The 13,913-nt window shown below is 54.6% G+C and carries 11 protein-coding genes; all 11 read right to left on the bottom strand.

Annotated elements, in window-relative coordinates; translation table 11 throughout:
• Nucleotides 1–38: 38 nt before the first annotated feature.
• Nucleotides 39–956, bottom strand: a complete 918-nt coding sequence (locus tag QDI87_RS00100; protein ID WP_278741894.1) for a winged helix-turn-helix domain-containing protein — start codon at nucleotides 954–956, stop codon at nucleotides 39–41.
• A gap of 12 nt (nucleotides 957–968) precedes the next feature.
• Entirely contained in the window at nucleotides 969–4,112 is a 3,144-nt protein-coding gene (locus tag QDI87_RS00095; protein ID WP_278741893.1) for a type I restriction endonuclease subunit R, read from the bottom strand.
• Nucleotides 4,113–4,190: 78 nt separating this feature from the next.
• Nucleotides 4,191–5,285 carry a restriction endonuclease subunit S gene (locus QDI87_RS00090; protein ID WP_278741891.1) on the bottom strand — a complete coding sequence of 365 codons (1,095 nt, stop codon included), beginning with the start codon at nucleotides 5,283–5,285 and terminating at the stop codon, nucleotides 4,191–4,193.
• Nucleotides 5,275–6,783 carry a type I restriction-modification system subunit M gene (locus tag QDI87_RS00085; protein WP_278741889.1) on the bottom strand — a complete coding sequence of 503 codons (1,509 nt, stop codon included), beginning with the start codon at nucleotides 6,781–6,783 and terminating at the stop codon, nucleotides 5,275–5,277. The genes QDI87_RS00090 and QDI87_RS00085 overlap by 11 nt, the downstream gene beginning before the upstream one ends.
• Before the next feature lie 41 nt (nucleotides 6,784–6,824).
• Entirely contained in the window at nucleotides 6,825–7,079 is a 255-nt protein-coding gene (locus tag QDI87_RS00080) for a helix-turn-helix domain-containing protein (RefSeq protein ID WP_278741887.1), read from the bottom strand.
• Between the two features lie 27 nt (nucleotides 7,080–7,106).
• Entirely contained in the window at nucleotides 7,107–7,364 is a 258-nt protein-coding gene (locus tag QDI87_RS00075) for a hypothetical protein (protein WP_278741884.1), read from the bottom strand.
• A gap of 44 nt (nucleotides 7,365–7,408) precedes the next feature.
• The gene (locus QDI87_RS00070) at nucleotides 7,409–8,770 is read right to left on the bottom strand and encodes an IS701 family transposase (RefSeq protein ID WP_278741882.1); all 1,362 of its coding nucleotides are present in this window, start codon (nucleotides 8,768–8,770) and stop codon (nucleotides 7,409–7,411) included.
• Nucleotides 8,771–8,880: 110 nt separating this feature from the next.
• Nucleotides 8,881–10,254 carry a 23S rRNA (uracil(1939)-C(5))-methyltransferase RlmD gene (gene rlmD, locus QDI87_RS00065; RefSeq protein WP_278741880.1) on the bottom strand — a complete coding sequence of 458 codons (1,374 nt, stop codon included), beginning with the start codon at nucleotides 10,252–10,254 and terminating at the stop codon, nucleotides 8,881–8,883.
• A 4-nt stretch (nucleotides 10,255–10,258) separates the two neighbouring features.
• Entirely contained in the window at nucleotides 10,259–10,924 is a 666-nt protein-coding gene (locus QDI87_RS00060; protein ID WP_278741877.1) for an HAD family hydrolase, read from the bottom strand.
• A gap of 71 nt (nucleotides 10,925–10,995) precedes the next feature.
• Nucleotides 10,996–12,438, bottom strand: coding sequence for an Asp-tRNA(Asn)/Glu-tRNA(Gln) amidotransferase subunit GatB (gene gatB / locus QDI87_RS00055; RefSeq protein ID WP_278741875.1), 1,443 nt, complete (start codon nucleotides 12,436–12,438; stop codon nucleotides 10,996–10,998).
• Nucleotides 12,438–13,907, bottom strand: coding sequence for an Asp-tRNA(Asn)/Glu-tRNA(Gln) amidotransferase subunit GatA (gene gatA / locus QDI87_RS00050; protein ID WP_278741873.1), 1,470 nt, complete (start codon nucleotides 13,905–13,907; stop codon nucleotides 12,438–12,440). The genes gatB and gatA overlap by 1 nt, the downstream gene beginning before the upstream one ends.
• Nucleotides 13,908–13,913 lie beyond the last annotated feature (6 nt).

Genomic DNA, 13,913 nt, shown 5'->3' with positions numbered 1-13,913 from the left:
TCTGCAATCGTTAAATAGTATGGCTATCGTTGAAAGGGTTAGTCGTCCTGGTATTCAGCCAATGCGTCAGTGTCAATAGCCTTGATTTCAAAAGTTTTTCGCGTGGATACACAGAAGTTATATTCAATCATCAGATTAGCAAGTCGTTCACCATCAATGAGAATGATATGATGCGTTTCAGCATAGTCCCTTGCCTGCTGTGAAAACCTCGCCGTTGTGACAAAAAGTCCGTCACCGTGCTTTCCGGCGATTGCACCTACGAAGCTCTGAATGTCTGGTCTGCTGACGACTTTATCCAATGCCCATTCTTTTACCTGAACATAAATCAGAGAAAATCCAAGTTTGTCTTCCATGATGACACCATCGATGCCTTCATCTCCTGAAGCTACAGTCGCGTGACTCCCATATGCCACGGTTCCATACCCCATCTTTGACAAAAGATCAACGACGAGCTTTTCAAACGTGTAGGAGTTTATCTTCAACACCTCACTGAGCAGATCAGAAGCCAGACTGGCATTAATCTGTTTATAGGCCTCTTCAAGCTGGTCGTCGGGCGTGAGATCCGTCGGCTGTGGAACTGCGGGAGGAGTAACGCCACTGTCTTGTGTTTCGGGTGCTGATGTGAAATCCACAAAAGAAGGGAATTGTTCCAGATACTTGGAATCTATCTTATCCGGATTATCTGCCACTACTTTCTTGCCAGCATCAGTAATCACAATTGTCGCACGAGCCGGGCTGTCGAGAAGTCCAGCCTTTTTCAGATAGGTCTTTGCCCAGCTAACCCGGTTCTTGAACACAGTTTGCCTGCCGCTCGGAAGCAGCTCAGCAAGATCTTCTGCGGACAGATTCAGCTGCTGAGCTAACATCGAAGTCACATCTTTCATCTTGTAGACTTCCCCGTCTTGTACTGCCACCAGCAGCGGCTTCATCAACTCATCGTATTTTGGCACTGCCATAATTGATTCTCCTCATTCCTTCTTCCCGTATTCAGCCTGCGGTTCCGCGACCATAGCCATATCGTCGGTCTCGTTCACGTACTGATTCAATCTGTTTGAATATGCGCTGACGCGCTCTCCCATGTCGTTGTTGTCGGCCCAGAGCTCGCACTGCGTCATCACGGTCTGGACGGCATCGTCCATACCTTCCGGCGGATACTTGTGTTTCTTGAGAAGTCGCTTGATCAGCATACGCATCTTCGCACGCGCCGAATCCCGCTTCTGCCAGTCGATCGTCCGATTCTTCCGAAGCGTGTCCGCCAGTTCCTTCGTGATGGCGATCAGCTCGTCGTTCTGGTAGAAGTCCTTGATGGCCTGCGGCTTGGTCAGCGCATCATAGAAGGCAAGCTCATCCGCTGTAAGACCAAGCTCCTGACCTTCCTTCTGAGCTGCCTGTATCTGCTTGGCAAGGTTCAGCATCTCTTCGATGACCTGTTCGTTCGTCAGCATGCCGTTCAGATACTGGTTCATTTCCTGCTGCAGGATCTCGCTAAACTTCTGCGACTTCACAACATTCGTGTGCTTGTAGACAACAACCTGCTCGGCAATCAACTTTTTGAGGAGCTCGACTGCGAGATTCTTCTCCTTCATGTTGCCGATCTCTTCAAGGAATGCCTGATCGAAGATAGAGAAGTCGCGGTTGGCATCCTGGAACAGGTTGATCACGCCGTCACTGTGAATACTGGCCTTGAGGAGGTTGCTAATCCGGGCGTTCATTTCCGGCAGGGAGATTTTCTTGCCTTCACCCTGATTCACGAGACGGTTCACCAGCACTCGGACGGATTCGAAGAACGCGGCTTCGATCCGCTCATCCTCTGTAGCGAGGGAGGAGCACAGAGACAGCGACTGCTTGAGCATGAGTGCTTCCTTGAGGAACATATCCCGGTCCTCCTCCTTGTCAACAGCGACGATGAAGTTGACCGCGCCACTGATCGCCTTCGAACGGACGAGGTTGCTGCCATGAATGAAGTCAGAGTAATCGTAGCCGTAGAACAGATCGCGGCAGACGGACAACTTCTCCTGGAACTTCGGATACGCGACCTTCGCCACATCAGTGGCGCCGTAGTTCTTCCGGTCGCGAGCCGTGTAATCGTTCATCGCCTCCTTGAGAGCGGATGCAATGCCGACATAGTCGACGATCAGGCCGCCTTCCTTGTCCTGAAAAACACGGTTGACGCGGGCGATGGCCTGCATGAGGTTATAGCCCTTCATCGGCTTGTAGATGTACATCGTGGCAAGCGACGGCACATCAAAACCGGTCAACCACATGTCAACGACGATGGCGATCTTGAACGGACTGTCATTATCCTTGAACTCGGCTGCCAGCTCATCCTTATGCCGTTTGTTCCCAATGATCTCAGCCCATTCCTCCGGGTCCTTGTTGGAGCTGGTCATGACAACCTTGACCTTGTCCGTCCACGCCGGGCGAAGCTCCAGAATCCGCTTGTAGATCTTCATTGCGATCGGACGAGAGTATGCGACGATCATCGCCTTGCCAGTCAACAGGTTCTCCCGGTAGTTCTCGTAGTGGTCGAGGATGTCGTTGACGAGGGATTCGATGGTCTTGTCGTTTCCGAGGATGGCCTCCATCTGGCCGAGCTCCTTCTTGCTGTGCTCGACAACATCCGGATCGGCGTTCTCCGCCATGATGTCGTATTCCTTGTCGATAAGGGCGAGCGTATCCGCGTCGAGCTTGAGTTTGATGACGCGGCTCTCGTAATAGACAGGACGTGTTGCTCCGTCCTCGACAGCCTGCGTCATATCGTAGATGTCGATATAATCGCCGAACACCTCGCGCGTGTTCCTGTCCTTCAAGGCGATAGGCGTACCGGTGAATCCGATGTATGTGGCATGCGGCAGGCTGTTGCGGATCACACGCGCAGTGCCAGCCTTGATCTCGCCGGTCTTGAAATCGATCTTCTCCTTGAGTCCATACTGCCCGCGGTGCGCCTCGTCCGCCATGACGATGATGTTGTGACGCTCGGAAAGCGGCTCATGCGACTCCTCGAACTTCTGCATGGTGGTGAAAATGATGCCATTCGCCTTCCTGCCGTCGAGCAGCTCTTTCAGGTTCTGACGGCTCTGCGCGTGGATCGGGTCCTGGCGCAAGAAGTTCTTGCACTTGGCGAACTGGCCGTAAAGCTGGTCGTCCAGATCGTTCCGGTCAGTAATGACAACGATGGTCGGTGAGTCCAGCGCCTCCTGCAGAAGATGCGCATAAAAGACCATGGACAGGGATTTTCCGCTCCCCTGCGTATGCCAGAACACACCGCCTCTACCATCGGTCGCCATACCTTTCTTCGTAGACTCGATAGCCTTGCGCACAGCGAAATACTGGTGGTATCCGGCGAGGATCTTGAACTGCTTCAGGCCTTCGTTGGAGAAGCAGATGAAGTTCTTGATGATGTCGAGCAGGCGCTCCTTCTGGAACATCCCCTCGAAGAACGTGTCGAACTGCGCGTACTGCGTGTTCTCGTAGCTGCCGTCCTTCGTTTTCCACTCCATGAAGCGGTCTTCACCGGACGTGATTGTCCCGGCCTTGCTCGTCAGGTGGTCGCTCATCACGCAAATGCAGTTGTAGATGAACATGGACGGGATCTCATGCATATAATTGCGAATCTGCGTATAGGCTTCAGAAGCGTCGGTCTCCTCGCGCGAAGGACTCTTGAGCTCCATCAGTACCACCGGCAGACCGTTCAGAAAAAGGAGTACATCCGGGCGCTTATTGCTGTTTTCAACGAATGTCCACTGGTTGGCGATGACGAAGGAGTTGTTGTCAGGATTCTTGTAGTCAACCAGATAGACGAGCCCAGCGCGTTCCTCACTTCCGACGAGATAGCGCACCTCCACGCCATGCTGGATATAGTCCATGAACACGGCGTTCTTTTGGACCAGATCAGCATTATCAAAGTTCTTCAGCTTGAACAGCGCCTCATGAATAGCGCTCTCCGGCATATCAGGATTGATACGGCGAATAGAATCCTCCAGATTGTCTTCGTATAGCGGGTCTTTATAGTCCCGGTCGAGATCCGGTCCGTAGACATGTCGCCATCCCATATTCTCGAAAAGCTCTATGATCGTATTCTCATAGTCGGCTTCAGTATAAATTCCTGACATAAAATCAACTCCTTTTTCACTTATCTTTATACTCCAGAGGAGTCCCTGTTCTCCGTTAAACAAGAATTTATATGCGGCTTAGAGATTGATGTCCGAGACGTCGATCTCGCCGGACATGAGCTGCGGCAATAAGAGATCGCGAGTTAAGGAAAGCGTCTCATTCTCAGCTTCATTAGCTTGAATTGATTCAGTTAACACTTTGAAAAGGGGCATATAAAAATCAAATGATTCTTTGTTATATATGAATTCAAACTTTGCTAAATCATTCATGACGATATATGGAATTGCTGAGCCACGAGTTCCGCCCATTATTTTCTTACTGAGTTCTAATTTGACGAACCAGTATAAAGGAAATATGTAGTCTGGATTTATTCCATTGAGCATTGTGCATGCGTACGTCCGTTGATAAAGATCGAACTTTCCACTGTAAAAACGTGTCCTACCAGTATATGCTCCATTTCCAGATACAATAATGGCATTACCATCATAAATATAGCTGTTGATTTGAAGTGAATCTGGTGCACACGTGAAAAATTTATATGCTCCACCTTCGACAGATGCGTTTGCGTTCTTCTTTCCGGTAAATATTGCACAATACTTGTCGAGTGTGGATATTTCGCCTTCTATCCCTGATTTTGGCGAGAAAAATGCCTGATAAAGTGCATCAGCTTGCTGCTCTAAATTCTTGTTTATATCCGTATTTAACTCGATTTTTTCGTCTATCACCTCCAAGATCCCAGCAATTCTGCATTGGTCTTCATACGAGAGCTCAGGCACTTCATATTCCATAATGGCTTTTTTATCACCACGAGGCATCTTTGTTCCCTTTGATGTAGCCATTGAATAATCAAAAAAAGTGTCATCCGCCAGCACATAATGCAAGAATCTGCTGCTCACTCCGTCCTTTGCCCTAAAGACAAGAACATCGTTAGAACATCCTCCGTCGAAAGTTGCATACCATATCTTCTTAAAATACGGTCGAATATTCGAGACCAGAACATCATTCTTCATAAAAGCCTGCGTCTGTTCTTGGGTAGGTAAGGATACAGCTTTAGTTATACCACCTTTGTTCGGTAGCATATTCTCGGTTGAAATATAGGTGTTATCATCAAGAGCCGACACCTTTATTTTTCCTTTTGCGTACTTGCAGATATCTGAAAGTTTATATTTCATATCCAATCGCCCCCAGCTTCTTCCTAATCTCATCCTCGAGCTCATGGGACTTCTTGAACATCTCGGAAAGCTCCGACGTCAGGCGATCCATCTTCTCCTCGAATGGTTCGCCGTCGTCTTCCTGCTCCTCGATGCCAACATAGCGGCCCGGCGTCAGGATGTAGTCCTGCTTTACAATATCCTGCGTAGTGGCGACAGCGCAGAAGCCCTTCACATCCTCCAGTGTTCCATTCTGGAAAGCCGAGAAGGTGTCCGCCAGCTTCTGGATGTCCTCATCGGTGAAGTCGCGGTGCTTCCGGTCGACCATGTGGCCCATCTTGCGGGCGTCAATGAAGACCGTCTTGCCTTTCTGCTTCTTGTTCTTCGTGATGAACCAGAGCGTGACCGGAATCGTAACGCTGTAGAAGAGATGCGTCGGCATGGCAACGATGCCTTCGATCAGGTCGTCGTTGATGATGTTCTTGCGGATTTCGCCTTCGCCTCTTGACTGCGTGGAAAGAGCGCCGTTCGCCAGCACCAGACCGATCTTGCCGTTAGGCGCAAGGTGGAAGATCATGTGCTGAATCCATGCGTAGTTGGCATTCCCGGCAGGTGGAAGTCCGTACTTCCAGCGCTTGTCTTCCTTCAGTTCCTCCTGTCCCCACGGATGATAGTTAAATGGAGGATTCGCGAGAATGTAATCCGCCTTCAAGGTCGGATGCAGGTCGTTCGTAAACGTATCCGCATTGTATGGCCCGAGATCCGCGTCGATTCCACGAATGGCCATGTTCATCTTCGCCATCTTCCAGGTGTCCGGATTCGCCTCCTGCCCGTACACGGAGATAACGCCGCGATTATGGCTGTGGCCCTCCGCGAATCGCTCACTCTGTACAAACATTCCACCGCTTCCACAGCAACAATCGTAGACGCGGGAATTCGGCTCCGGCTTCAGGATCGCGACCAGCGTTTTGACGATACTGGACGGCGTATAGAATTCACCGCCGCCGACGCCTTCCTTCTCCGCAAACTGTGCGATGCAGTACTCATACGTGCGCCCAAGCAGATCCTCGCTCGCCTGCGTATCCGACATGTCGATGTTGTTCGTGAAGATGTCCACGACATCGCCGAGAACCTTCTTGTCCAGATCCGGCGAAGCGTAGTTCTTCGGAAGCACGCCCTTCAGGCCCTTGTTGTCGTCCTCGATAGCGCGCATCGCCTTATCAATGACCGTGCCGATCTCCGGCGTATGAGCTGCTGCCGCGATGGTTTCCCAGCGGGCCTCCTTCGGCACGAAGAAGATATTGTCCATCAGATAGGCGTCCGGATCGTCTTCGAACCCGTCGCCATCCGCTACAAGCTTCTTGTACTGAGCGTCGAACGCAGCGGAAATATAGCGCAGAAAGATAAGGCCGATGATGACCTTCCTGTATTCCGCCGCCGGGATATGTCCCCACAGGACGCATGCCGCATCCCATATCTGTTTCTCAAAGCCAATATTGGCGTTAGTCTTTTCTGCCATTAGTCGTTACCTCTCGAGCTGTCACTCGATGAATCCTTTCATTAGATTTCTGCTTCTTTATGTGCATTCGAACTCGCTTTGTCTGTAGGCTCATCATCAGGCACAAACTCCATGATGTCTCCGATGTCGCAATGCAGCGCATTGCAGATCTCGAGCAGAGCCTTGGTGTTCACGTTTCCACCGTTTCCAAGCTTGGCGATTGTTGTTGCACTGACGTTCGCCATTTCGCCGAGTTCTTTTTTCTTTATTTCACGATCAATTAACAGCTTCCACAACTTGTTATAGCTGAATCGCATATTCTCCTCTGTGTCTTATCTGAGACGTCATTCTGCTACATTCTCTTCCTTGTTTGTCTTCTTGGCCCATGAGTAGCCGAACAGTTCGTTGCCGTTCTCACTGAGATGGATGATTGTCGTTTCATTGAGAATCTCTTGTATACGTGGAGTCGGCGCTTCCTGCTTGTCATAGGCTATGAAGATCTGCTTGCCGCCGAGAACTGTGTTGAGCCCAGGATGGAATGTGATACGCCCACGTGGCTTGTCGTAAGCGATGTATTCGTCACTCATGAGTTCGCACAACATACCTCCGCACCTCCTTTTCGTCATCAAACAGCAGTTTACAGCTTTTAAGCCGCTTGCTCATCGCCCCAAGCCAATGCTTGCAGAGCCTTGAGCAATGTGCTTGAATTTATGCTACTTTGGGCTTTGGACACCAAAGTGGCGAAAAATACTTCCTTGTGGATCTGTTGGCTCAGTGCGTGCCGCAGCTCTTGCGGGCTCTTGTCCCGGTAGGTGCTCAGCCGCTCGTCCTCATACGGCAGGATCTTCATGAGAGCGTGCCCGGAATTCGTCAGGTTCAGCAGATGCTCAATCGCAGTCTTTGTGCGAACTTTGTAGCTGCCGAGCTCCCAGAACATCTTCTGCTCGTAGTAGTTCGTCTCAATGCCCCAGCGGAGCTTGTAGAGCTTGAGCGGGTAAATCGCCATATGCTTGGAGCTGGTGTTGCGGAGCCCTTTGTTCTCCTGCCAAGCAATGCTCATGTGCAGCGCCATCGGATCTATGGTGCTGAAAAAGAGACGGTACGAGCCACTCTTGCTCAACGTCACATAGGCATGGACTGTACGGTCGCCAAAGATGCGCGTTTTCACCAGACGGTGAGCAACAAAATAGTTGTCCATCCGGCAAAGGTAATTCGTGAGATCATTGGCAATCTCGTCCAGCATCAAGCGTTTACCGTACTTTGGTGGACGGCCGCGACGGCCTGCCGTCGAATCCGGCAACTCGAACATGGCCGTATCGTGGCGTGCATTGCAGATCACGTTGAGATTCGGATAGCTGAGAGCATGTGCGAGCAACTCGCGCTTGGCGTACCAGCTATCGAAGAGCAGGATTACCTGGCATTTTTCAAGGATTGGCATGACTTCATCGAGAAGCTGGCAGGCAAGCTTCAGCTTTGAAGTTTCGCCGTTGCTCATGACGTAGCCAATCGGTACCGCAATATACCGGATCTGCTGCTTGCCCGCCTTCTCGTGGAGAACCGGCACGCTCATCGTCAGGCTGACAAAGGCATGGCCATTGAAATAGGACTTGCCATCGTGCTTGGCATGGTCGTACAGAATGCCCACACCGTCGAAATGCTTGCCCCACTTGGCAATGGTCATGTCATCCACACTGAGCAGGATAGGCTCCTGCCGTAGCACCTCCGGCACTATGGCAAGCGCTCGTAGCGTCAAGGCCTGGCGAATGGATGCATCCGTGACGAGCCCATTGCCAAGAGCGCGGTAATAACTGTTCAGCGACGCATCCGTCTGCTTCGACAGGAACTGCCGGAACAGGCAACGCACCGACGAAGCCGACTCCAGAGCCAGCTGAGCGATGAGGAGCCACGCCAACAGATGGCGCGTCGGCCTCGTCGCAGCTGGGAACAAAGAAGAAAAAATCGTCAGGAGTCTACCAATCACGGAGTTCTCGGTGTATAATGAGGTCATCGCATAGCCTTTCTCTTGGGTGTTAGTGTGGTTTAGCGATTTCATTATACACCATCAGGAGGCTATGCAATTTTATTGTGCTTCAAAAAGCTGTAAACTGCTGGATAGTATCACAAAGATACTTTCTCAATCAACGCGACCGTCTCGACGTGCGAGGTCATCGGGAACATGTCGACGGGCTGGACCTTCTCGGCCTTGTAGCCGAGAGGCTCGAGAATGGCGAGGTCACGGGCGAGGCTGGCGGGGTTGCAGGAGACGTAGACGATGCGGTCGGGATGCATGTTGGCGAAGGTCTTGAGGACGGTCTCGGTGCAGCCGGCGCGCGGCGGGTCGACGACGACGACATCGGCGCGCACGCCCTGTTTGTAGAGGCGCGGCATGACTTCTGTCGCATCGCCGACGATAAACTCGGCGTTGCGGACGTTGTTGTCGCGCGCGTTCTTCTGTGCGTCGAGGATGGCCGGCTTAACGATCTCGATGCCGTAGACCTCGCGGGCCTTCTGCGCGAGGAACAGGGTGATGGTGCCAGTGCCGCAGTAGGCATCGATGACGGTCTCTTCTCCCTTGAGGTTTGCGAACTCCAGGGCCTTGTTGTAGAGGACTTCCGCCTGCTTCGTGTTGACCTGGAAGAAGGACCGCGGTGAGATGTGGAAGGTCAGGCGGCCGATGCGGTCGAGGATGGTCGGCTTGCCCCAGAGCAGATTCGTCTCGCGGCCCATGATGACGTTGTTGCGATACGTCTGGATGTTCTGGTGAATGCTGACGACATGCGGCAGGCGCTTGCGCAGGGCCTTGACGAACTCCTTCTCGCGCGGCAGCTGCTTCGTGGCAGTGACGATGACGACCATGAGCTCGCCGTTCTCGCCGACACGGCCGACGACATGACGCAGGACGCCGGTGTGGCGGTCCTCATTGTAGACCGGGATGCGCAGTTCGGTGATGATCTCGCGCACGGCGTTGACGATTTCATTGTTGCCTTCCTTCTGGATGTGGCAGTCGTGTGTGTCGATGATCTCATGTGATCCCTGCGCAAAGCAGCCGATGACGGTCTTACCTTTGACGCGCCCAATCGGGAACTGCATCTTGTTGCGGTAGTTCCACGGGCTCTCCGCGCCGATGGTCGGCTCGACGAAGAGGTCTTTCTGGCCGCCGATGCGCGTGACGGCGTCGATGACCTGCTGCCGCTTGGCCTTGAGCTGTGCCATGTAGTCGAGGTGCTGGAGCTGGCAGCCGCCGCACTGCTCGTAGATCGGGCAGGCTGGCACAACACGGTCACGGCTGGCGCGCAGGACCTTGAGGAGATGGCCTTTGGCATACGTCTTCTTGACTTCGTCAATGGCGGCCTGGACCGACTCTCCAAGCAGGGCCCCCGGCACAAAGACCGTGAAGTCTTCGTATCGCCCTACTCCTTCGCCGCTCGTGCCGAGCGTGCGGATCGCAATCTCATATGATTTTCCTTTTTCGACGGGAACTTTGTGTTTCATGATATTATCCTTTTGCAAATGTCAATTTCTCGAAGAGTTCCGCTGGGTTAGCGAGGATGACCTTGGCGCCGTGCTCGAGAAGCTCTTTCTCGGGACGGAAGCCCCAGAGCACGCCGACGGGCAGGAAGCCAGCGTTGACCGCCGTGTCCATGTCGACACTCGTGTCGCCGAAATAAGCGACTTCTTCAGGCCTTACGCCGTATTCCTTGGCCATCATGAGGACCTTCTTCGGATCTGGCTTGATGGGAAGGCCGGGGCGGTCACCCATGACGGTCGTGAACGTTCCCGCGGGGAACATGCCGCCGATGATCTCATCGGCCGCCTGCTGATGCTTGTTTGTGCAGACGCCCATCGGGATACCCTTGGCCTTGAGCGCGTCGAGCATCGCCTGGATGCCCGGGAACGGCCCTGTGTGGTCGCGGTGGTGCTCGTAGATGGCCTGATAGCGCTTCATCGCCTCGATGACAAAGGCCTCATCGGCGGCCTTCTCCTTCGGCAGGGTGCGCTCAATGAGCTTCTTGGAGCCGTTGCCGAGGTAATAGCGGTATTCATCAAGAGGATGCGTCGGGAATCCGTAGGACTCGAGCATCTCGTTGACGCTGATGGCCAGGTCCTCGAGCGTGTCGACAAGCGTGCCGTCGAGGTCGAAGATGGCTGCTCTGTATTGCATGATGACTCTTCCTTTCTTTTTATCAAAAGCCTTCCCGGTCGGGAAGGCTTTTGTACTTCCAGTATCCTGTTTTAGTCCGCAAGCTTCTCGGCGAGCATCTTGTTGACCATTTGCGGGTTGGCTTTGCCGCGCGTGGCCTTCATGACCTGGCCGACGAGGGCTCCGATGGCTTTCTTCTTGCCGCCCTTGTACTCTTCGACAGCTTTCGGATTCGCGGCAATGGCCGCATCGACAGCTGCCTCGATGGCGCCCGTGTCCGTGATCTGGACGAGGCCCTTGTCCTTGACGATCTTCTCCGGCTCGTCCTCATTCGTCCACATCTCCTTGAAGACCTTCTTGGCAATCTTGCCGGAGATCGTGTCCTTCATGATGAGGCCGATCATCTTGCCGAGGCGCTCCGCACTGACCGGGGACTTCGTGATGTCGATGCCGTCCTCGTTGAGGTTCTTGGCGAGGTCGCCCATGATCCAGTTGGCCGCGAGCTTCGGGTCAGCGCCCGTCGCGACGACGGCGTCAAAGTACTCGGCCATGGCGCGCGAGCTCGTGATGATGCCGGCGTCGTAGTCGGACAGGCCGTACTCTTTCTCGAGGCGGGCGCGGCGTGCATCCGGCAGTTCCGGCAGCTCGCTGCGGTACTTCTCGATCGTCTCCTCACTCGTGACGATTGGCGGCAGGTCCGGCTCCGGCATGTAGCGGTAGTCGTGGGCGTTCTCTTTGCTGCGCATCGAGAGCGTGATGCCGCGGGCCGGGTCGAACGTGCGCGTCTCCTGGACGACGTGGCCGCCGTCCTCGAGCACCTCTTCCTGGCGCTCGATCTCGTAGTTGATGGCGTCCTCGAGGTTCTTGAAGGAATTGATGTTCTTCATCTCCGTGCGGGTGCCGAGCTCTTTCGTGCCGACCGGGCGCAGGGAGACGTTGATGTCGGCGCGCAGGTTGCCCTCTTCCATGCGGCAGTTCGAGACGTCGATGTACTCCATGATGGCCTTGATCTTCTCCATGTAGGCGCGAGCCTCTTCCGCAGAACGCAGGTCTGGCTCGGAGACGATCTCGAGGAGTGGCACACCCGTGCGGTTGTAGTCGACGTTGCTCGTCGCGGAGTCTTTGATGGTCGTGCCGGAGTGGACGAGCTTGCCGGCGTCTTCCTCCATGTGGATGCGCGTCAGGCGGATGCGCTTCTTCTCACCGTCGACGTCGATGTCGACCCAGCCGTGCTCAGCGATCGGCAGGTCGTACTGGGACGTCTGCCAGTTCTTCGGCAGGTCCGGGTAATAGTAGTTCTTGCGGTCGAACTTGCTGTACTTGTTGATCGTGCAGTTCGTCGCGAGACCGGCCTTGATGCCGAACTCGACGACGCGCTTGTTGACCGTCGGCAGAACGCCCGGCAGGCCGAGGCAGACCGGGCAGACATGCGTGTTCTGCTCTGCGCCGAAGCCCGTAGCACAGCCGCAGAAGATCTTCGTTTTCGTCTTGAGCTCGCAGTGGATCTCAAGGCCAATGACTGCTTCGTATTTCATCAGTGGTTCCCTCCCAGCTCAGGCATCTGCTTGTGGTAGTCCTGGCTCTGCTCATACGTGTAGGCCGTGCGGATCAGTGTCTCCTCCGCGAGCGGCTTGCCGATGATCTGCAGGCCGATGGGCAGGCCCTTGCTGCTCTTGCCGCACGGGATGGAGATGCCCGGCAGGCCGGCGAGGTTCAAGGGGACGGTGCAGACATCCTGCAGGTACATCTGCAGCGGGTCTGCAATCATCTCGCCGATCTTGAAGGCCGGCGTCGGAGCCGTCGGCGCCATGATGACATCGACTTTCTTGAAGGCTTCCGTGTAGTCCTGCTGGACGAGCGTGCGGACCTTGAGTGCCTTGAGGTAGTAGGCGTCATAGTAGCCGGCGGAGAGCGCGTAGTTGCCGATCATGATGCGGCGCTTGACTTCCTCGCCGAACTTCTCATCGCGCGTGTTCGTCATCATCTGGACGAGGTCCTCGCCGTCGACGCGCTCGCCGTAGCTGACACCATCGTAGCGCTCGAGATTCGTCGCAGCCTCAGCCGGTGCGATGAGGTAGTACGTAGAGATCGCGTACTCCGTGTGCGGCAGGGAGATCTCGACGACTTCTGCGCCGAGTTCCTCGTACTTCTTGATGGCCGTGCGGACAGCCTGCTCGACCTCCGGATCCATGCCCTCGACGAAGTACTCCTTCGGCAGGCCGATCTTGAGGCCCTTGACGTCCTCGACGAGCGACTTCGTGTAGTCCGGCACCTCTGCTGCACTCGACGTGGAGTCCATCTCGTCGTGGCCCGCGATGATGTTGAGCAGATGCGCGCAGTCGGTGACATCGCGCGTCAGGGGGCCGATCTGGTCAAGAGAGGACGCGTAGGCGACGAGGCCGTAGCGCGAGACGCGGCCATACGTCGGCTTCATGCCGACGACGCCGCAGAAGGAAGCCGGCTGGCGGATGGATCCGCCCGTATCGGAGCCGAGTGCCCAGATGGCCGTGCCAGCGGCGACGGCTGCGGCACTGCCGCCCGAAGAGCCGCCCGGCACGCAGTCGAGGTTCCACGGGTTGTGCGTCACATGGTAGGCGGAGTTCTCTGTCGAGCCGCCCATGGCGAACTCATCCATGTTAACCTTGCCGAGGATGACAGGATTCTCGGCCTTGATCTTCGTCATGACCGTCGCATCGTACGGCGGCACGAAGTGCTCGAGGATCTTCGAGGCGCAAGTCGTCTTGACGCCCTTCGTGCAGATGTTGTCCTTGATGGCACCCGGGATGCCCTCGAGGAAGGAAATCTCCTCCCCTGCCGCAATCTTCTTGTCGACGGCCTCTGCCTGTGCAAGAGCCTCCGCGCGCGTGATCGTCAGGTACGCCTCGACATCGCCCTCGACCTCATCGATGCGGCTGAGCACATCCTGCGTCAGCTCGACCGAAGTGATTTCCTTATTGACGAGCATGTCGTGCAGGACATGCGCCGGTTTATCGTATAATCTCACAATCGT

Origin of the sequence: Mitsuokella jalaludinii (assembly GCF_928722185.1) — a bacterium.
GTDB lineage: Bacteria > Bacillota > Negativicutes > Selenomonadales > Selenomonadaceae > Mitsuokella > Mitsuokella jalaludinii.
This window is presented reverse-complemented; position numbering and strand designations above follow the sequence as displayed.

What these genes read in the sequence shown, in the direction of transcription:
- QDI87_RS00075 (WP_278741884.1), bottom strand. Translation starts at nt 7,364, where the DNA reads ATGTTGTGCGAACTCATGAGTGACGAATACATCGCTTACGACAAGCCA.
- QDI87_RS00100 (WP_278741894.1), bottom strand. Translation starts at nt 956, where the DNA reads ATGGCAGTGCCAAAATACGATGAGTTGATGAAGCCGCTGCTGGTGGCA.
- QDI87_RS00060 (WP_278741877.1), bottom strand. Translation starts at nt 10,924, where the DNA reads ATGCAATACAGAGCAGCCATCTTCGACCTCGACGGCACGCTTGTCGAC.
- QDI87_RS00070 (WP_278741882.1), bottom strand. Translation starts at nt 8,770, where the DNA reads ATGACCTCATTATACACCGAGAACTCCGTGATTGGTAGACTCCTGACG.
- QDI87_RS00085 (WP_278741889.1), bottom strand. Translation starts at nt 6,783, where the DNA reads ATGGCAGAAAAGACTAACGCCAATATTGGCTTTGAGAAACAGATATGG.
- rlmD (WP_278741880.1), bottom strand. Translation starts at nt 10,254, where the DNA reads ATGAAACACAAAGTTCCCGTCGAAAAAGGAAAATCATATGAGATTGCG.
- gatB (WP_278741875.1), bottom strand. Translation starts at nt 12,438, where the DNA reads ATGAAATACGAAGCAGTCATTGGCCTTGAGATCCACTGCGAGCTCAAG.
- QDI87_RS00080 (WP_278741887.1), bottom strand. Translation starts at nt 7,079, where the DNA reads ATGCGATTCAGCTATAACAAGTTGTGGAAGCTGTTAATTGATCGTGAA.
- QDI87_RS00090 (WP_278741891.1), bottom strand. Translation starts at nt 5,285, where the DNA reads ATGAAATATAAACTTTCAGATATCTGCAAGTACGCAAAAGGAAAAATA.
- QDI87_RS00095 (WP_278741893.1), bottom strand. Translation starts at nt 4,112, where the DNA reads ATGTCAGGAATTTATACTGAAGCCGACTATGAGAATACGATCATAGAG.